Raw genomic sequence first — 17,681 nt, forward strand, 5'->3', positions numbered from 1 at the left:
TCGGGTGTGGGGGAGGAGTGGTGCTGATGGCCGGCCGGCGGGGCCGGCCGCCACCGCCGCGCCACCCCCCCCCCCCCCCCCCCCCCCCCCCCCCCCCCCCCCCCCCGCCTCGACCGCCTCGCGGAAGGCACCGCTGTCGTCGCCCATCCCCACCACCCCGTCGTGACCACCGGCCCCCGCGTGCCGGGGACGGGCCCGACAGTAGTGCGCCGGGCGCACCGACGGGCGTGGAGGTGCGCGGGCGCCGGGGCGCCTCAGCCGACGCGCGCGCGCACGGCCGCCTCGACCGCGGCCAGGTGCGCGTCGTCGTGCACGGCGCGCCCGGTGCCGGCGGGCCAGGGCACGTCCAGCTCCAGCCAGCTCGTGCAGCCTCGGTGCTCCGGCCGGCGCACCAGGCGCACCGGCTCGGGCAGCTCCACCGCGCGCACCACGAGCGCGGTGAGCTGGTGGCGCGGGCGGAAGTCCACGCGCGAGGAGCGCACGGAGGCGGACGTCCACACGTGCAGGTCCTCCAGCTCCTCCACGCGCTCGGGCCGGGCGACGGGCACCACGGCCACGACCTCGGCGCCGGCGCGCACGGTGAGCTCCTCGCCGTCGGCCCCGGCGGCGTCGGCCGCACCCAGGGGCAGCAGGTCGCGGTGCTCGGGGCGCACCGACTCCGCGTGGCTGTGCGCCACGGTGGGGAAGAGCACGAACCGCGAGGCGCCCACGCTGAAGCGCTTCTCGTGGATGCCGCCCTTGCGCAGCAGCAGCGCCTGCCGGCCCTGCAGCAGGGCGTGCGCCACCGCCCCCCACTCCTTCAGGGCGGGGGTGGGACCGGGCGCGGTGGCGGGCTCGCTGCTCACGCCGGGCTCCCTCAGCCGGTGACCAGCTGCAGGCGGCGGGACTGGTCGGAGGCGAACTTGCGCTCGGGGTCGACCGCGTCGCGCACCCGGCGCCAGGCGGGCAGGTCCGGGTACATCCGCGCGAAGCGGTCCGCGGTGGTGCGCGAGTCCTTGGCCAGGTACAGCCGGCCGCCGGCGTCCAGCACCATCTCGTCGAGCCGGTCGCACAGGCGGTCCAGGCCGGGCTTGACCGGCAGGTCCACCGCGAGCGTCCAGCCCTTGCGCGGGAACGACAGCGGCGCGTCGTTGCCCTCGCCGAAGCGCTTGAGGACGTTCAGGGCGGAGATGTGCCCGGACTCGACGATGGCCTCCATGCTGGCCCTGAGGACGTCGGTGCGGTCCATCGGCACGACGAACTGGTACTGCAGGAAGCCGTGCGGGCCGTAGGCGCGGTTCCAGTCCGCGAACAGGTCGAGCAGGTGGTAGAACTGCGTGATGTTCTGCACCACGCCCTGCTGGGTGTGGGCCTTGCGGTAGTAGAACTCGTTGAGCGCCTTCGCCGTGAAGCGGTTGAGCATCCCCGGCGGGAAGAGGTCCGGGAACTTCGCGTACTGCGGGGCGTCGAACTTCAGCGGGTCCTTGCGCAGCTTCGCCGGCAGGTCCTCCAGCTTCGCGGAGGAGCCGCGCAGCAGGAAGCCGCGGCCCATGTGCTCGCCCTTGGTGACGGAGTCGAACCACGTCTTGGAGTACGTGTAGTTCTCGTCGTTCCTCGTCAGCCGCTCGAGCATCTCGTCGAAGTCGGGGGCCTGCTCGACGTCGGCGAGGAAGTAGGAGGTCTCCACCCGGTCCAGGCGGATCCTGGCGCGCAGCACGACGCCGGTCAGGCCCATGCCGCCGGTGGTGGCCAGGAACAGCTCGCGCTCGGGGCCGTCCGGGGTGAGGGTGCGCACCTGGCCGTCGGCGGTGAGCAGGTCCAGGGAGAGCACGTGGCGGGTGAAGGTGCCCTGCGTGTGGTGGTTGCCGCCGTGGATGTCGGCACCGATGGCGCCGCCGACGGTGACCTGGCGGGTGCCCGGCAGCACCGGCACCCACAGCCCGTGCGGCACGACCGCGCGCAGCAGCTTGTCCAGGGACACCCCGGCGTCGACGTCGGCCACGGCGGCGTCGACGTCGATGTCGTGGATGCGGTCCAGGGCCGTCATGTCGATCACCAGGCCGCCGGCGTTCTGGGCGGGGTCGCCGTAGCTGCGGCCCAGGCCGCGCGCGATGACGCCGCGCGGGCCGGCGGTGCGCACGGCCTCGGCGATCACGTCGAGGTCGGCGGTGCGCAGCACCGTCGCGGTCGTCGGCGCCGTGCGGCCCCAGCCGGTCAGGCGGGCGCTCGCGCGCGAGGCGCCCCCCGCCGTCGCGTCGGCCGGGCGGTCCAGCACGGTCTTCAGGCCAGGGATGCTCACCACGGGCCCGAGCCTAACCCGCGGCCGCGACACGGCCCGCGGCGCCGGGGACGGGCCGGCGCCGGGGACGGGCCGGCGCCGGGGACGGGCCGGTGCACCGGGCGGGTGCGCCGGGCGGGTGCGCCGGGCGGGTGGCGCGGGTGCGCCGTGCGGGTGACGCCGGCGCCCGGCGCTCCAGCCGGCCGGCCGGGGCGCCGAGACCGCCGGGGTGATCCAGGAGCGCGGGACGTCCCCGTGGTGGCTGCACGCCGTCGCGGTGGCGGCGGTGCTGGCCGTGCCGCTGTCCGCCGTCCCCGACCCGGCCTCGACGGCCGGCTCGCTGGCCTACCTCGTGCCGGTGGTGCTGGCGGTGGCGCTGACCGCCCTGGCGGTGCCCCGGGTGCCGCGCGAGCGGCGCGGGCCCTGGCGCTGGCTGCTGACCGCGCAGGTGCTGTTCCTGACCGGCGAGGCGACCCTGACGGTGCTGAACCTGCTGGGCAACGACTCCTGGCCCACGCCGGCCGACGCGGCCTACCTGCTGGCGTACGTGCCGGTGGCGATCGGCCTGCTGGGCCTGAACCGCCAGCGCGCCCGGCGCTCGCACCGCGGCAGCCTGCTCGACGCCGCGGTGCTCACCCTCAGCGCCGGCACCCTCTTCGGCGTCTTCGTCGTGCTGCCGCTGGCCGCCGACAGCACCCAGGGGGCGCTGGCGCGCACCACCAGCGTGGCCTACCCCGTGGCGGACGTGCTGGTGGTGCACCTGCTGGCGCGCATGGTCACCGGACCCGGCGCGCGCACCCGCGCCTACTGGCTGCTGGTGGCCGGTGTCACCGCCACGGTGGCCGCCGACGTGGCCTGGACGGTGCTGCAGTACCGCACCGGCGGCGACACGGCCCCGCGCTGGGTCAACGTGCTGTGGCTGTCGTACTACCTGAGCATCGCCCTGGCCGCCTGCCAGGCGTCGGCGCCGGCGCTGGCGGAGAAGAAGCCCGCCCGGGCCGAGGGGCTGACCCCGGTGCGCCTGGCCGTCCTGGCCCTGGCCGCCGCGCTGCCCTCGGCGGTGCTGGTGGTGCTCGACCTCACCCGCGGGCCCACCGCGGTGGCGTGGCTGGGGCTGGGCTCGGTGCTGCTGGTGGGCCTGGTGGTGGCCCGCGTCTGGGACCTGCTGCAGCAGGTGCGCAGCCAGGCGGTGCAGCTGGCCGCGCTGGCCCGCACCGACCCGCTCACCGGCGCGGCCAACCGCCGCACCTGGGACCACGAGCTGTCCGGCGCCTGCGCGCGGGCGCGCGCCGGGGGCACCTCGTTCGTCGTGGCGCTGCTGGACCTGGACCACTTCAAGACCTACAACGACACCCGCGGGCACCAGGCCGGCGACGAGCTGCTCAAGGCCGCCACCGCCGCCTGGAGCGAGGTCCTCGGCGACGAGGGGTTCCTGGCCCGCTGGGGCGGGGAGGAGTTCGCCGTCCTGCTGCCGTGCGGCACCGACCCCGCCGCCGCCCTGGCGCGCGCGGACCGCTTGCGCGCCGTCGTGCCCGACGGGCAGTCCTGCTCGGTGGGCGCCGCGGTGTGGGACGGGCGCGAGGAGCCGGCGGCCCTGCTGCGCCGCGCCGACGAGGCGCTCTACGCGGCCAAGACCGCCGGGCGCGACCGGACGGTCACCGCCCCCGCCGGCACCGGCGTCACCACGGGCAGCACCGCCACCGCGGCCGGGCCGGGCGGGCGGGCCCCGGCGGGCGGGGCGGCGGCGGTGGCAGACTCGCGGGCGTGAGCACCACCTCCGCCCCCGCCGGCCGCAGCCGCCACGACGTGGCCCGCCTGGTCGACCACACCCTGCTCAAGCCCGAGGCGACCCGCGCGGACGTCCTCGCGCTGTGCGCCGACGCCCGCGAGCTGGGCGTGCTGGCGATCTGCGTGTCGCCGACCATGCTCTCCGTCGCGCGCGGCGAGGCCGTCGAGGGCCTCGTCGTCGCCACCGTCTGCGGCTTCCCCTCCGGCAAGCACACCAGCGCCGTCAAGGCCGCCGAGGCCGAGGCCGCCGTGCGCGACGGCGCCGACGAGGTCGACGTGGTCGTCGACGTCGGCGCCGCGCTGGCCGGCGAGTTCGACGCCGTGCGCGCCGACATCGCCGCCGTGCGCGCCGCCGTGCCCGCCCCCGGCGTGCTGAAGGTCATCGTGGAGTCCGCGGCGCTGCCCGACGACGTGCTCGTCGAGGTGTGCCGCGCCGCGGAGGCCGCCGGCGCCGACTTCGTGAAGACCTCCACCGGCTTCCACGCCACCGGCGGCGCCACCCTGCACGCCGTGCAGCTCATGGCCGCCACCGTCGGCGGGCGCCTGGGCGTCAAGGCCAGCGGCGGCATCCGCGACACCACCACCGCCCTGGCGATGCTCGACGCGGGCGCCACCCGGCTGGGACTCTCGGGCACGGCCGCCGTCCTGGCGGGCCTGGACGGCTGAGGGGACGGGCGCGGTGGGCGGGGACGTGGACGGCGGGGACATGCGCGGCGAGGACGTGAGCGGCGAGGACGTGAGCGGCGAGGACGTGCGGGCGGCTGACGCGGAGCACGGGGACGCGGTCCCCGGGGGCGGCGACGGCGGCATCGAGTGCTGGCTGACCGACATGGACGGCGTGCTCGTCCACGAGGAGCGGGCCCTGCCCGGCGCGCCGGAGTTCCTGCAGCGCCTGGCCGACAGCGGCCGGCGCTTCCTGGTGCTGACGAACAACTCGATCTTCACCCCGCGCGACCTGGCCGCGCGCCTGGCGCGCAGCGGCATCACCGTGCCGGAGGAGTGCATCTGGACGTCGGCGCTGGCCACCGCGGACTTCCTGGCGCGGCAGATGCCGAACGGGTCGGCGTACGTCATCGGCGAGTCGGGCCTGACCACGGCGCTGCACGAGGCGGGGTTCATCCTCACCGACACCGCCCCCGACTACGTGGTGCTCGGCGAGACGCGCACCTACTCGTTCGAGGCGATCACCCGGGCGATCCGCCTCATCGAGGGCGGGGCGCGCTTCATCGCCACGAACCCGGACGCCACCGGCCCGTCGGCCGAGGGGCCGCTGCCGGCCACCGGTTCGGTGGCCGCGCTCATCACCCGGGCCACCGGCGCCGAGCCGTACTTCGTCGGCAAGCCGAACCCCATGATGTTCCGCTCGGCGATGAACCGGATCTCCGCGCACTCGGAGACCACGGCGATGGTCGGCGACCGCATGGACACCGACGTCGTCGCCGGCATCGAGGCGGGCCTGCGCACCTACCTGGTGCTCACCGGTTCCACCCGGGCCGAGCAGGTGGAGCGCTTCCCGTTCCGCCCGCACCGCGTCGTGGACTCCGTGGGCGACCTGGTGCCGCTGGTCTGAGACCGCCGCCCGCCGGCCGGGACAGGTGGTCCCGGCCGGCGGGTTCAGCCGGCGGGTTCAGCCGGTGGCGCCCAGCACGTGCGCCATGACGCGCGCGCCGCGCGCCTCGGAGGTGCGGCTCTGGCGCTCCAGGCTGCGGGCAAGCAGCAGGTGCGCGTAGCCGTCGGAGGGGGCGCGGCGCACCAGCTCGCGTGCCTGCTCCTCGGCCTTGCGCAGCATCGCGGCGCCGAAGTAGGAGCGCGCCAGCAGTTCGCGCAGGGCCCGGTCGTCCGGGTTGCGCTCCAGGAGGGGTTCGAGGGCGGCGACCGCGTCGGTGTAGCGACGTTCGTCGAACGCCGCGCGGGCGAGTTCGAAGCTGAGCAGGTCGACGATCACACCGTCCTCAACCCCGGCCGGGGGCGGGCGATTCCGCCGCACGGGTCCACCCGGGTGGGCAACCTCAAGGCCGCGGCAGGGTGGGCCGATGCCGCCACCGTGACGAGCACCAGGGCCCGCGCGCTGCGCGCCGCCGCCGAGGCCGTGCTGCCCAGCGGGCGCAGCCTGCCGGGCCCGGTGTGGCAGCGCCGGCACCGCGCCATCGTGCTCGTCGCCGCGCTGCAGGCGCTGGCGCTGCTGCCGCTGGGCCTGGCGCTGGGGCACGGCGCCGCGCACGTGCTGGCCCTGGTGGGGGCGGTGCTGCTGCCGCTGGCGGCCGCGCTGCCGCGCCGGTGGGGCCGGGCGGTGACCTCCGCGGCGGCCACGGCCAGCCTGTTCACCGCCTCCGCGGTCCTCGTGCAGCTCACCGGCGGGCTCACCGAGTCGCACTTCCACTTCTTCGTCATGGTGGGCGTCGCCGCGCTCTACCAGGACTGGGTGCCCTTCGGGGTGGGGCTGGGCATCGTCGTGGTGCACCACGGCGCGCTCGGCACCGTGTTCCCCCACAGCGTCTACGGCCACCACGAGGCGGTGCGGAACCCCTGGCGCTGGATGCTCGTGCACGCCGGTTTCGTGCTCGCGGCGAGCTGCGCGCACCTGGCCTCCTGGCGGCTGAACGAGCAGCAGGTCCTGCACGACGCCCTCACGGGGCTGGCCAACCGCACCCAGCTCGGCGAGGTCCTCGACCGCGCACTGGGCGACGGCGACGGCACCGCCGTGGTGCTGCTGGACCTCGACGGTTTCAAGGCCGTCAACGACGCCCGCGGCACCCGCGCCGGCGACGAGGCGCTGCGCGTGCTGGCGCAGCGGCTGCGCGCCGGCGCCCGGGCCGGCGACCGCGTCGCGCGCCTGGAGGGCGACGAGTTCGCCGTCGTGCTGGCCGGCGCGAGCGGGGAAGAGGCCGCGCGCGCCGCCGAGCGCTTCCTCGCCGCGGTGCGCGAGCCGATCGCCGCCGGCGGTCAGCAGGTGCACCTGCAGGCCAGCGCGGGCGTGGCCGACTCCACCACCCTGGACGGCACCTGCCCCGAGGACGCCACCGAGCAGCTGCTGCGCAACGCCGGCCTGGCCGTGCAGCAGGCCAAGGCGCGCGGCGGCGACCGCGCCGTCACCTACGCCGAGGCGATGGGCCAGGCCGCCTCCGAGCGCGCCCACCTGCTGGAGGACCTGCAGGGCGTCGTCGAGCGCGGCGAGCTGGAGGTGCACTACCAGGCCACCGTGGAGCTGGACGGCGGCGCGACGGAGGGTTTCGAGGCGCTGCTGCGCTGGCGTCACCCGCGGCGCGGCATGGTCCCGCCGCTGGAGTTCGTGCCGCTGGCCGAGAGCAGCGGGCACATCACGGCGATCGGCGCGTGGGTGCTGCGCACCGCCACCGCGCAGGCGGCGCGGTGGTCGCGCCTGCGCGGGCACCCGGTCACCATCGGCGTGAACCTCTCGGCCGTGCAGCTGGCCGACGACGCCGTGCTCGACGTCGTCGCCGGGGCGCTGCGCGACTCGGGCCTGCCGCCGCAGCAGCTCACGCTGGAGATCACCGAGAGCCTGCTGGTGGACGACTTCACGGGCACCGCCACGCGCCTGGAGCGGCTGCGCGACCTGGGCGTGCAGATCGCCATCGACGACTTCGGCACCGGCTACTCCAGCCTGTCGTACCTGCGGCGCCTGCCCGTGGACATCGTCAAGATCGACCGCTCCTTCGTCAGCGACCTCGCCGGCGGCGGCGCCGCCACCACGCTGGTGGCCACCATCGTGGAACTGGCCCGCAGCCTGGGCCTGGACGTCATCGCCGAGGGCGTGGAGACCGAGCAGCAGGCCGGGGCGCTGCGCGCGCTGAACTGCGGCCTGGCCCAGGGCTACCTGTACGCGCGGCCGCTGAGCGCGGCGCAGATCGCGATGCCGGCGGCCGCGAGCGCCGCGGCGGGCTGAGCGCGGGCTCGCCCCGCGCCCGGCGGTGGGGCCGCCGGGCTGCACGGCGTTGACGTCCCCCCGCTCGTAGTGTCCAATCAGTCACATGCGTTCCGGAGCGACCCCGTGAGGTCCACCGCCGAGTCCCAGCGTCCCCGCGTGACCGCCAGCGCCGTGCGGGTCTTCGCCCGCACCGGCTACCACGCGACACCGGTGACCGCGGTGGCCGCCGACGCCGGCATCTCCCCGGCGTACGTCTTCCGGCTCTTCACCGACAAGCTCGGGCTGTTCGTGGCCGCGCTGGACCACTGCTTCGAGCGCGTGCGCGGGGCCCTGGACGCCGGCGCCGACCGGGCCGCGGGCACCTCCCCCGAGGAGGTGCTGGAGGCGATGGGCGTGGCGTACGCCGAGCTGATCGCCGACCGGGACCTGCTCATGCTGCAGGTGCACGCGCAGAGCGCGTGCGACGTGCCGGAGGTGCGCGAGGCGCTGCAGCGCGGGCTGTCCTCGGTGGTGCGGCTGGTGCAGGGGCGCAGCGGCGCCGGGGACGCGGACGTGCAGCGCTTCACCGCCTACGGCCAGCTGTGCCACCTCATCGTCACCCTGGACCTGGACGCGGTGGACGCGTCGTGGGCGAGCGCGCTGACGACCGGCATGACCCACGTGCCCTCCCCCGCCTGAACGGGCCCGGCGACGACGGGCCGGGCGACGACGGGCCGGGCGACGCGGCGCGGGACGGGCGCGGCGGGCCCGCCCTCAGGACGGGCGGGCCCCGCGGGTGCCGTCGGCGGCCTCCTCGACCATCCGGGTCGCCAGGTCCTCGCCGTAGCGCACGCGCACGCGCTCGCGCACCTCGGCGTCGTCGCGCGGCACCGGCTCCAGGAACACCTCGGCGACGTCGGGGAAGCGCTCGCGCACGCTGCGGCCGATGCGCACCGCGGCCCGCTCCACCTCGGTGCTGCTCAGCTCGTCGACCAGGTCCAGGCGCGCGCACACCAGCACCTGGTCGGTGCCCAGCTGCACGGTCAGCAGGTCCACCACCGCCTCGACCTCGGGCTCGTCGCCGAGCTGGACGAGGACCGCGCGCACCAGCCGCGGGTCGGCCTGCACCCCGGTGAGCAGGCGCATGTTCGTGCGCCCCAGCCGCACCGCGATGAGCGCCAGCAGCAGCGCGATGCACAGGCTGGCGATGCCGTCGTAGACGCCCGAGCCGGTGACCTGGTGCAGCGCGGTCCCGGCGGCGGCCAGCAGCAGGCCGATGAGCGCGGCGCTGTCCTCGAACACCACGGTCGTCGCCGTGGGGTCGTCGCTGGTGCGCAGGAACCGGCGGAAGCTCTGGCGGTTCGCGCGCGCCTCCCCGCGGGTCTGCTTCAGGCCCTTCAGCAGCGAGGAACCCTCCAGCACGAAGGCGACGGCCAGCACGACGTAGGAGACCAGCGGGCTCTCCAGCTCGTGCGACTCCGACGTCAGCGCCTCCACGCCCTCGAAGGCGGAGTACAGGGCCCCGGTGACGAAGATCGAACCGGCGGCGACCAGGGCCCAGAAGTAGCGGGCGCGGCCGTAACCCAGCGGGTGCTCGCGGTCGGCCGGGCGCGCGCTGGTGCGCAGGGCCGTCAGCAGGAACACCTCGTTGACGGTGTCGGCCACGGAGTGGGCGGTCTCGGCGGCCATGGCGGCCGAGCCGGTGACGACCGCCGCGACGCCCTTGGCGACGGCGATCAGGGCGTTGGCGCCCAGGGCGACGAGGACGGTGGCGGTGCTCTCCCCGCCGCCCGGTCCTTCGCGCTGCACGGTCCCCTGGGCTGCGTCGGTGGCCACGGTGGGAACGCTAGGGCCGTGCGCCGGATCACGCGCGCGGGCGACCGCCGCGGCGTCAGCCCCGGGCCGCCGCCTCGGCGCGGTGCAGCCAGTCGACGAGCAGGCCCCTCTCGGCGGCGTTGAGCCCGGGCAGTTCGGGTGCCATGGCGCGGAAGGCGACGACCGCGGCGGCACCGGCCTGCTCGGCGGGAGCGGGTGCACCGGCCGAGCCGGCGTCCTCGACGAGCACGGCGGCCACCACGGCGTCCCACATCGAGGTGACCAGCCCGGGGTCCCGCTCGTCGGCGGGGGTCGCCAGCAGGGTCTGGACGACGCCGGTGCCCGCGGCCTGCAGCAGGTCGACGCAGCGCCGCTCCGGCACGCGCAGGCGCCCGGTCAGCGCCACGCGGTGGACCCGCGCCCGCAGCACCTCCAGGCCCGCCCGCGCCGCTCTGGAGCGCAGCACCCGCGCCGGGTCGCCGAGGAGCCGGAACACCTCCGGGTTGGCCACGCCGAAGTCCACCTGCGCGCAGAAGGCCGCGCGCAGGTCCTCCAGCGGGTCGGCACCGCGCCCGGCCTCGTCCCGCGCCGCACGGGCCTTGGTGGCCACGAACTCCTCCGCGGCCCGCTCGGCGACGGCGTCGAGCAGCCCGTCCTTGTCCCCGAAGACCCGGTAGATCATCGGCGCCTGCACGCCCGCCGCGGCGGCCACCGCCCGGGTGGTCACCGCCGCCGGCCCCTCCCGCCCCAGCAGGTCGGCCGCCACGTCGACGAGCCGGTCGCGCGCGGCGTCCCTGCCGGCGTGCGCACCGCGCGGCTCGTGCCGACCTGCCCCGACCACCATGTTGCCAATGGTAGCAAGCGGGTGGTACCACTGTATTTCCATCGATTCGTCAATCCCGCTACCAACGTTAGCGAGGCTGTGGTGATCATCATCACCGGTGCCACGGGCGCCCTCAACGGCGCCACCACCGAGCACCTGCTCCACCGCTTCCCCGCCGAGGAACTGGTCGTCGTCGCCCGCGACCCCGCCGGGGCCGAGCGCTTCGCCCGGCGGGGCGTCGCCGTGCGCCACGGCGACTACGCCGAGCCCGACACCCTCGTGCCCGCCTTCACCGGGGCCGACCAGCTGCTGCTGGTCTCCTCCAACGACCCGTCCGCCGACGCCGTCGCCCTGCACACCGCCGCCGTGGACGCCGCGGTGCGGGCGGGCGTCGGGCACGTGCTGTACACCAGCCACCAGGGCGCCTCGCCCGGGACGCCCTTCGGCCCCGGCCGCGACCACGCCGCCACCGAGGTCGCGCTGGAGCGGTCCGGCCTGCCGTGGACGTCGCTGCGCAACGGCTTCTACGCCCACAGCCTCGCCTGGCTCGCCGGCGACTGGCGCTCCACCGGAGCCGTCACGGTGCCCGCGGACGGGCCGGTGTCCTGGACCGCGCGCGAGGACGCCGCCGAGGCGGCGGCGGTCGTCATCGCCCGGCTCGCCGCGGGCGAGGGCGGCCTCGAGGGTCCGCTGACGCTCACCGCCGGCGAAGCCCCCACCTTCGCCGACCTCGCCGACCTCCTCTCCGAGGCCACCGGCCGGCGCGTCGAGCGCGTCCTGGTCGACCCCGAGGAGTGGCTCGCCGCCCAGGTGGGCGCAGGACGCCCCGAGGCGGTAGCGCGCTTCGTCCTGGGCATGCACCGGGCCGCCGCCGAGGGTTTCTTCGCCGGGACGTCGCCCCTGCTCGCCGACCTGCTGGAGCGCCGACCGGCCACGGCCCTGGACGCCCTGACGGCGCCCCCGCCGCACTGAGGCGCGCAGGCGTCGAGGCAGCGAGCACGGCCGGCGGTCAGCCGGGAACCTCGGCGGGCGCGCAGCGCTGCCTCACGCCTCGAGCCCGGTCGTCGGGGTGGTGGCGGGCGGTTCCCCGGCGGTCCTCCGCGCCCTCGTCGGCACGGTGCGCGCACGCCGACGCTCCCCGCGCACCTCGGGGCGAGGGTCCCGCTCCGAACTGCGTCGACCGACCGGTGCGCCACCACCCCGGGCGCCGTCACACCGCCCGGGCGGCGACGGCCGCGTGGGGACGCCGCTCGCCCTCCTGCCCGCGCTGCAGGCGTTCCACCTCCGCGAAACCGGCCGAGGCCAGCCACCGCGCCGCCTCGTCGACGGGCCATCGGTACGCCGTGGTGACCCGGTGCTCGAACGGCTCGCACACCGGCCCGTCGAAGAACCCGAGGACCAGAACCCCACCCGGGGCCAGCAGCCGGCGGATGCCGGTCAGGACGCCGCTGACCCGCTCGGGTTCGAGGTGGATGAGCGAGTACCACGCCAGGACGCCCGCCACCGAGCCGTCCGGGCGGTCCACGTCCGTCAGGGACCCCACCTCGAAGCGCGCGTCCGGGTGGGCCCGGCGCGCGTGCTCGATGAACTCGGGCACCAGGTCGACGCCCGTGACGTCCGCGCCCGTCGAGCGCAGGAGACCCGTCAGGTGACCCGGGCCGCACCCGAGGTCCAGCACCGCACCGCTCACCCGCCCGAGGTGCTCCGCGATCAGCCGCCGGTCGTCCCGGTGCACGACGTCCACGGACCCCAGCAGGTCGATGTACGGGCCGGCGAGCGAGGAGCAGGCCCGCCGGACGCTCGAGGAGCTCACGGACCACGACGGTACGCACGCGGCTCGCACCCCCTGCACCCCCTCGGGGGGTCAAGCCGTCGTGCCCCCGTGCCGATGGACGCTCCTGTGAGATCGCCGTCCCCCCTGCTGCCCGCCCGGGGGTCCACCGGGCGGGGCACCGGCGCTCCCAGCGCGATCGTGCTCGAGGCCGAGCGCCTCGCGGCGCTGCACGCCTACGACGTGCTGGACGCGCCGGCCGCCACCGAGCTCGACGACGTGGTGCGCGCCGCGGCGATGGTCGCGGGCGTCCCCCACGCGACGCTGAACCTGATCGACGCGGACCGGCAGTGCCAGCTGACCACCGTGGGTTTCGAGGGCGCGGACTCCGCGCGCGAGGACTCGATGTGCGCGCTGCACTTCGCCGACGGGCAGGTGGTGCACGCGCGCGACGCCGCCCTCGACGAGCGCTACCGGACCAACCCCTGGGTCGACGGCCGGCTGGGGCGGGTGCGCCTGTACGCCTCCGCGCCCCTGCTCAGCCCGGACGGGCACGCCCTGGGCAGCCTGTGCGTCTTCGACACCGCGCCGGGGGAGCTCTCGCAGGCGCAGCTGGACGCGCTGGAGGGGCTGGCGCGGGTGGTGGTGGCCCTCTTCGAGCGCAGCCGCCAGGCCCGGGCCGCCGAGGACCACGCCGCGCGGGCGCGCGAGCACGCCGCCGAGGTCCAGCGCCTGGCCGAGCGCGACGCCGAGCTGCGCTCGGTGCTGGCCGCCTCCGAGCAGCGCTTCCGCACCGCCTTCGACACCGCCCCGGTGGGCATGCTGATCGTCGGGCTCGGTGGGCGCGACGCGGGCCGCGTCCTGCAGGTGAACTCCACGCTGTGCGCGTTCACCGGCCTGAGCGCCGCGCAGCTGCTGACCCGCGAGGTGCACGACCTCGCGCACCCGGACGACCGGGTGCACTCCGCGCTCGCCCTCGCGCCCTTCCTCCTGGGCGAGCGCGCCCACGGGCAGGTCGAGCAGCGCTACCGCCACGCCGACGGCAGCGTGCGCTGGGGCCTGCTGACGGCGACCGCCATGAACGCCGCGGTGCCCGGACCCCCGGCGCCCGGCGAACGGGGCGAACCCGGCGAACCGGGCGAAACCGGCCGCGCGGAGAGCGAGCCGCAGCTGCTGTGCCTGATCGAGGACGTCACCGCTCGCCGCGCGGCCGAGGACGCGCTGCGCCACCAGGCGCTGCACGACGCGCTGACCGGGCTGCCCAACCGCACCCTGCTGCACGACCGCCTGGCCCACGCCCTGGCCGCCGCCGGGCGCAGCGGCGCCGGGGTGGGCGTGCTGTTCTGCGACCTGGACGGCTTCAAGGCCGTCAACGACTCCGCCGGGCACGCCGCCGGCGACGAGCTGCTGCGCGAGGTGGCCTCCCGCTTCTCCGCGTGCCTGCGCCCGACGGACACCCTGGCCCGCCTGGGCGGTGACGAGTTCGCCGCCGTCTGCCCCGGCACCACCCGCGGCGAGGACCTGCGAGCCATCGCCGAGCGCCTGCTGGGCGCCCTGCGCGAGCCGGTCACCACCACCGCGGGCACCTTCACCGTCGGCGTCAGCATCGGCACCCACCTGGCTCGCCCCGACCTGGCCCGGCGCACGGCCGGCGGCTGCGGCGACGGTGGCCCGGGCGCGGTCGAGCACGCCCTGGCCCGCGCCGACGGCGCGATGTACGAGGCCAAGCGCGCCGGCAGGAACCGCGTCCACCCGGCTGGCGAGGGCGTCGCCGCCAGCACCTTGCCTTCCTAACTTAGAAGGGCAATGCTGAGGGGGTGCCCGGCGCCCTCACCTTCGACCTGCACCTGCTGACCGCGCGCCTGGACCGCGCGGCCGACCGCATCCTGCGCGCGGAGCTGGACCTGCCCTACCGCCGGTTCCTGGCGCTGCTGCTCGTCGGCGAGGGCGCGCCGACCCAGCGGGTGCTGGCCGAGCGCCTGGGCATCACCGAACCCTCGACCAGCCGCATGGTCGCCGTCCTCACCGGGGCGGGGCTGCTCGAGGCCACCGCCGAGGCGGGCGGCGGCAACCGCCGGCGCCTCGCGCTGACGGCGGCGGGGCGCGAGCGCGTCGAGGCCTGCCGGCAGCTGCTGGAGACCCGCTTCGCCGACCTCGTCGCCGTCAGCGGCGTCCCCTACGCCGAGTACGCCGCGCACACCCGGCGGCTGCTGGCCGCCCTGGACGGCTCCCTCGACGACTCCCTCGACGACTCCCCCGACGACTCCCCCGACGGCGCCCCCGCACCGCTCCCCGCACACACCGAGCAGGAGGCACCGCTGTGACCGGATGGACCCCGCTGCTGGCCGCCCACGCCGCCAGCGCCCTGATCTGCCTGGGCCTGGGTGCGCACGTCCTGCTGCGCCGCACCAAGGGAGACGGCGCCCACCGCGCGGCCGGCTGGTGCTGGGTGAGCGGCATGACCTTCGTCGCCACCAGCTCCTTCGCCATCCGCGACCTGCGCGACGGCCGGCTGAGCCTGCTGCACGTGCTGTCGGTCGTGACGCTGGTCAGCCTCGTCCTGGGCGTGCGCGCCGCGCGCCGCCACGACGTGGCGGGGCACCGGGCGAACATGCGCGGCAGCTACCTCGGGCTCGTGGGCGCCTTCCTCGGGGCGGTCGCCGTGCCCGACCGGACCATCCCCACCTTCGTCGTCACCCAGCCGCTGGGCGCGCTGGCCGCGGCCACCGCCACCGCCGCCACCACCGCGGGGCTCGCCGTCCTCTCCCGCTGGATCGGCCGGTACCGCCCCGGCAGCCGGACGCTCCCCGGCGCACCGGCCGCCGTCCGCGCCGGTGCGCGGGACGACCCCCGGGAGGGGGTGGAACGCGTCGGCCGGTGAACCGCGGCGCCAGATCCTCTGGTGCGCGGCCGGCGCGATCGGGTCGACGGTGCGGGACTGCCTCGACCTGTTGCCGTCGCCGTTGACGGAACTGCTCGAGGCCGCTCGCGCGGGGCGCTGAACCCCGCTGCGCCGGCGCGCACGCGGTACCACGCGCACGGGTGGAAGTGCGGAACCCGCTCTCCCCCACCGCGTGTCACGACTCCACGTCACAACTGCTCAGCACAGGGTGATGAGTTGTGCGGTCGGTGCTGTGCGGCGACGCGCGGGAACCCCCGGTCGAGGCCCACGACGGCCGGTGGACCGCGTTCCACGGCCGGGGGCGCCGTGCCGGGACGGGTGAACGCCGGAGCAACGGCGACCGTTCGACCCCCCAGCGTGCGTCCACAGCGACCGTCTGTGATATCCCTGGGGATCTCACAGGCAGTTCCGTGCCGAGCCACACCTGGCACCTGGAATCCGGCGTGGATCGCCGTTCCCGGCCGCTAGGCTCGGCGCCGCCGACGATCACCGCTCCTCCGATCGAGGCGTCCCTCGGCTGCGTACAGCCCAGCGCGCCGCCCTGTTCGATCGACCGCGGGAGGACCGCCCAGTCATGACCGCCTCCGCCGCACGCCCGGCTGCCGGCTCGTCGCGCTTCGCCCACCTCGACGCCCTGCGCGCCCTGGCCGTCCTCCTCGTCGTCCTGGCGCACGCCGGCCTCGGTCACGTCGTGCCCGGAGGGGTCGGCGTCACCATCTTCTTCTCGATCTCCGGGTTCATCATCACCTGGCTGCTGCTGCGCGAGCGGGCGGCGACCGGTTCGTTCAGCGCCCGGCTGTTCTTCGCCCGCCGCGCCCTGAAGATCCTGCCCCCGTTCGCGGTGGTGATCGCGCTGCCGAGCGCGGTGTACGCGCTGGCCGGTGGACGGGTCGACGGCTCGACCGCCCTGGCGCAGCTGCTGTTCGTCTACAACTGGGCGCGCACGGGCCTCGACGCCGGCGGCGACATCCTCGCCGGGACCGGCGTGGTGTGGAGCCTGGCCATCGAGGAGCAGTTCTACGTGGTGCTCGCGGCCTTCTGGCTGCTCGCGCACCGGGCCCGCCGCCACGTCGCCGTCCTGACCGCGACGGCGCTGGCCGCCACCGCGTACTCCCTCGCCGCGAAGGTGGTCCTGGCGCTGCAGGCGGACACCGCCAACCGCATCTACTACGGCTCGGACACCCGCACGGACGGGCTCGCGCTGGGCATCCTCGCCGCGGTCCTGCACCACCGCCTCACCTCCGACGCCACGAGCCTGCCGCGGGTGCGCCGCGCGCTCGGCCACGACGCCACGCTGCTGTTCGCGGGCGCGCTGCTGGTGGTGAGCATCGTCGTGCGCGACCCGCTGTTCCGCGACACCCTGCGGTTCACGTTCCAGAGCGTCGCCACCTGCCTGGTGATCCTGTACGGGCTCTCCGACGGCCGCGGCCCGTGCCGCCGGTTGCTCGACACCGTCGCCGCCGCGCGGGGCGTGCGGGTCGTCGGCCAGGCCAGCTACAGCATCTACCTGGTGCACCTGGTGCTGATCTCCGCGGCGGCCGGGCTCCTGACCGGCCTGCCGCGGCCCGTCTCCACCGCCGTCCTCGTCGTCCTCACCACGGGTGCCGGCACCGCCCTGTGGCGGCTGCTGGAGGTGCCCCTCGACCCGGTGCGCGCGCGGCTGCGGCCGGTGCCGCACGGGGCGGCGGACAGGACCGCCCCGGCCGTGCCCGTCCCCGCTCGTGCGGGCACCGGGGCCACCGCTGCGGCCGGGTCGCCGGGCGCCGGCACCCACCCCCGCGTGATCACCCTCCCCGACTCCGGCTCGGTGCGCCCCGGGGCACGGCAGTCGCGTTGAGCCTCCCCCACCGCTGCGGGGACCGGGGCGGCGAACCGTTCCTCGAGGAGTTGCTCGGCACGCGTCGTCGTGCTCGACGAGGAACTCGCTCGGCCGCTCCAGGGGCCCCGCCGCGTCCTCACCGCGACCGGCAGTCCTCGAAGGTGCTCAGCGCGGCCACGTCCGGGCAGTGCAGGTGCTCCCACCGCTCGGAGCCGAACGAGTCGTCGGTGGCGTCGACGAAGACCTCCACACCGGCGCCGCCGGGCAGCGCCCGGTAGTACGTCCTGACCGGATCGCCCTCCGTGGTCAAGGTCGTCACGCGCACCTCCACCCCCTCGCGCCGGGCACCCGGGCTCGTCAGGCACTCCTGCAGCGGAGGCGGTTCCCGGCCCTGCGGCACGTGCACCGGCGGGCACGTGCGGTACGGGTCGCGCTCGGTGAAGGCCCGTGGCGCCCGGCCGGCGGCGGTCAGCTGCCAGAGCACCCACGCCGACACGAGGACGGCGGAGGTCAGCAGCGCCACCGCGAGCACCGCCGCGGTCGAGGGCGCCGGGCGCGGGGACGGTGCGCGCACCGCTGCGGGTTCCACCTGCGCACGGTGACGCACCGGAGCACCGCCGCGCCAGCGTGGCGCGCACCCC

The 17,681-nt window shown here is 76.4% G+C and carries 17 protein-coding genes; 10 read left to right on the forward strand and 7 right to left on the reverse strand.

Features of this window, described 5'->3' with window-relative positions; translation table 11 throughout:
- Positions 1-254: 254 nt before the first annotated feature.
- Together ACRYMN_RS07675 and dprE1 are read right to left on the reverse strand one after the other, a co-directional pair.
- On the reverse strand, positions 255-845 hold the full coding sequence (locus ACRYMN_RS07675; RefSeq protein ID WP_432493649.1) for a DUF1802 family protein: 591 nt from the start codon (positions 843-845) through the stop codon (positions 255-257).
- An 11-nt stretch (positions 846-856) separates the two neighbouring features.
- Positions 857-2,251 carry a decaprenylphosphoryl-beta-D-ribose oxidase gene (gene dprE1 / locus ACRYMN_RS07680; protein ID WP_432493798.1) on the reverse strand — a complete coding sequence of 465 codons (1,395 nt, stop codon included), beginning with the start codon at positions 2,249-2,251 and terminating at the stop codon, positions 857-859.
- A gap of 235 nt (positions 2,252-2,486) precedes the next feature.
- Between dprE1 and ACRYMN_RS07685 the strand changes: the two genes are divergently transcribed.
- The 3 genes from ACRYMN_RS07685 to ACRYMN_RS07695 all read left to right on the forward strand — a co-directional run bounded on the left by ACRYMN_RS07685 (position 2,487) and on the right by ACRYMN_RS07695 (position 5,615).
- On the forward strand, positions 2,487-4,025 hold the full coding sequence (locus ACRYMN_RS07685) for a GGDEF domain-containing protein (protein WP_432493651.1): 1,539 nt from the start codon (positions 2,487-2,489) through the stop codon (positions 4,023-4,025).
- Positions 4,022-4,711, forward strand: a complete 690-nt coding sequence (gene deoC, locus ACRYMN_RS07690) for a deoxyribose-phosphate aldolase (RefSeq protein WP_432493653.1) — start codon at positions 4,022-4,024, stop codon at positions 4,709-4,711. The genes ACRYMN_RS07685 and deoC overlap by 4 nt, the downstream gene beginning before the upstream one ends.
- Before the next feature lie 163 nt (positions 4,712-4,874).
- Positions 4,875-5,615, forward strand: a complete 741-nt coding sequence (locus ACRYMN_RS07695; protein ID WP_432493800.1) for an HAD-IIA family hydrolase — start codon at positions 4,875-4,877, stop codon at positions 5,613-5,615.
- A 57-nt stretch (positions 5,616-5,672) separates the two neighbouring features.
- Here ACRYMN_RS07695 and ACRYMN_RS07700 read toward each other — a convergent pair whose 3' ends face one another.
- On the reverse strand, positions 5,673-5,990 hold the full coding sequence (locus ACRYMN_RS07700) for a tetratricopeptide repeat protein (RefSeq protein WP_432493655.1): 318 nt from the start codon (positions 5,988-5,990) through the stop codon (positions 5,673-5,675).
- Positions 5,991-6,089: 99 nt separating this feature from the next.
- Between ACRYMN_RS07700 and ACRYMN_RS07705 the strand changes: the two genes are divergently transcribed.
- Entirely contained in the window at positions 6,090-7,949 is a 1,860-nt protein-coding gene (locus ACRYMN_RS07705) for a putative bifunctional diguanylate cyclase/phosphodiesterase (RefSeq protein ID WP_432493657.1), read from the forward strand.
- Between the two features lie 138 nt (positions 7,950-8,087).
- Entirely contained in the window at positions 8,088-8,609 is a 522-nt protein-coding gene (locus ACRYMN_RS07710; RefSeq protein WP_432493659.1) for a TetR/AcrR family transcriptional regulator, read from the forward strand.
- 75 nt (positions 8,610-8,684) lie between these two features.
- Here the strand turns inward: ACRYMN_RS07710 and ACRYMN_RS07715 are convergent, their stop codons facing one another.
- Both ACRYMN_RS07715 and ACRYMN_RS07720 read right to left on the reverse strand, forming a co-directional pair.
- Positions 8,685-9,746, reverse strand: coding sequence for a cation diffusion facilitator family transporter (locus ACRYMN_RS07715; protein ID WP_432493661.1), 1,062 nt, complete (start codon positions 9,744-9,746; stop codon positions 8,685-8,687).
- A gap of 55 nt (positions 9,747-9,801) precedes the next feature.
- Positions 9,802-10,569, reverse strand: coding sequence for a TetR/AcrR family transcriptional regulator (locus ACRYMN_RS07720; protein ID WP_432493663.1), 768 nt, complete (start codon positions 10,567-10,569; stop codon positions 9,802-9,804).
- Positions 10,570-10,650: 81 nt separating this feature from the next.
- Here ACRYMN_RS07720 and ACRYMN_RS07725 point away from each other — a divergent pair, with 81 nt between their 5' ends.
- Positions 10,651-11,520 carry an NmrA family NAD(P)-binding protein gene (locus ACRYMN_RS07725; protein ID WP_432493665.1) on the forward strand — a complete coding sequence of 290 codons (870 nt, stop codon included), beginning with the start codon at positions 10,651-10,653 and terminating at the stop codon, positions 11,518-11,520.
- Positions 11,521-11,758: 238 nt separating this feature from the next.
- Here the strand turns inward: ACRYMN_RS07725 and ACRYMN_RS07730 are convergent, their stop codons facing one another.
- On the reverse strand, positions 11,759-12,361 hold the full coding sequence (locus ACRYMN_RS07730) for a class I SAM-dependent methyltransferase (protein WP_432493667.1): 603 nt from the start codon (positions 12,359-12,361) through the stop codon (positions 11,759-11,761).
- 87 nt (positions 12,362-12,448) lie between these two features.
- On the opposite strand from ACRYMN_RS07730, the gene ACRYMN_RS07735 reads away from it, so the two are divergent.
- The 4 genes from ACRYMN_RS07735 to ACRYMN_RS07750 all read left to right on the forward strand — a co-directional run bounded on the left by ACRYMN_RS07735 (position 12,449) and on the right by ACRYMN_RS07750 (position 17,058).
- Positions 12,449-14,113: a diguanylate cyclase domain-containing protein gene (locus tag ACRYMN_RS07735; RefSeq protein WP_432493669.1), complete on the forward strand. Its 1,665-nt coding sequence runs from the start codon at positions 12,449-12,451 to the stop codon at positions 14,111-14,113.
- A 23-nt stretch (positions 14,114-14,136) separates the two neighbouring features.
- Positions 14,137-14,643 carry a MarR family winged helix-turn-helix transcriptional regulator gene (locus tag ACRYMN_RS07740; protein ID WP_432493671.1) on the forward strand — a complete coding sequence of 169 codons (507 nt, stop codon included), beginning with the start codon at positions 14,137-14,139 and terminating at the stop codon, positions 14,641-14,643.
- Complete coding sequence (locus tag ACRYMN_RS07745) at positions 14,640-15,200, forward strand: DUF2306 domain-containing protein (protein ID WP_432493673.1); 561 nt, start codon at positions 14,640-14,642, stop codon at positions 15,198-15,200. The genes ACRYMN_RS07740 and ACRYMN_RS07745 overlap by 4 nt, the downstream gene beginning before the upstream one ends.
- Positions 15,201-15,795: 595 nt before the next feature.
- The gene (locus tag ACRYMN_RS07750; RefSeq protein ID WP_432493676.1) at positions 15,796-17,058 is read left to right on the forward strand and encodes an acyltransferase family protein; all 1,263 of its coding nucleotides are present in this window, start codon (positions 15,796-15,798) and stop codon (positions 17,056-17,058) included.
- Between the two features lie 118 nt (positions 17,059-17,176).
- On the opposite strand, the gene ACRYMN_RS07755 is transcribed toward ACRYMN_RS07750, so the two are convergent.
- Positions 17,177-17,629: a hypothetical protein gene (locus tag ACRYMN_RS07755; protein WP_432493679.1), complete on the reverse strand. Its 453-nt coding sequence runs from the start codon at positions 17,627-17,629 to the stop codon at positions 17,177-17,179.
- Between the last annotated feature and the right edge of the window lie 52 nt (positions 17,630-17,681).

The organism is Kineococcus gypseus (genome assembly GCF_050871305.1).
GTDB classification, from domain to species: domain Bacteria; phylum Actinomycetota; class Actinomycetes; order Actinomycetales; family Kineococcaceae; genus Kineococcus; species Kineococcus gypseus.

Coding starts and splice junctions, on each gene's coding strand:
- ACRYMN_RS07750 (WP_432493676.1), top strand. CDS start 15,796: ATGACCGCCTCCGCCGCACGCCCGGCTGCCGGCTCGTCGCGCTTCGCC.
- ACRYMN_RS07695 (WP_432493800.1), top strand. CDS start 4,875: ATGGACGGCGTGCTCGTCCACGAGGAGCGGGCCCTGCCCGGCGCGCCG.
- ACRYMN_RS07720 (WP_432493663.1), bottom strand. CDS start 10,569: ATGGTGGTCGGGGCAGGTCGGCACGAGCCGCGCGGTGCGCACGCCGGC.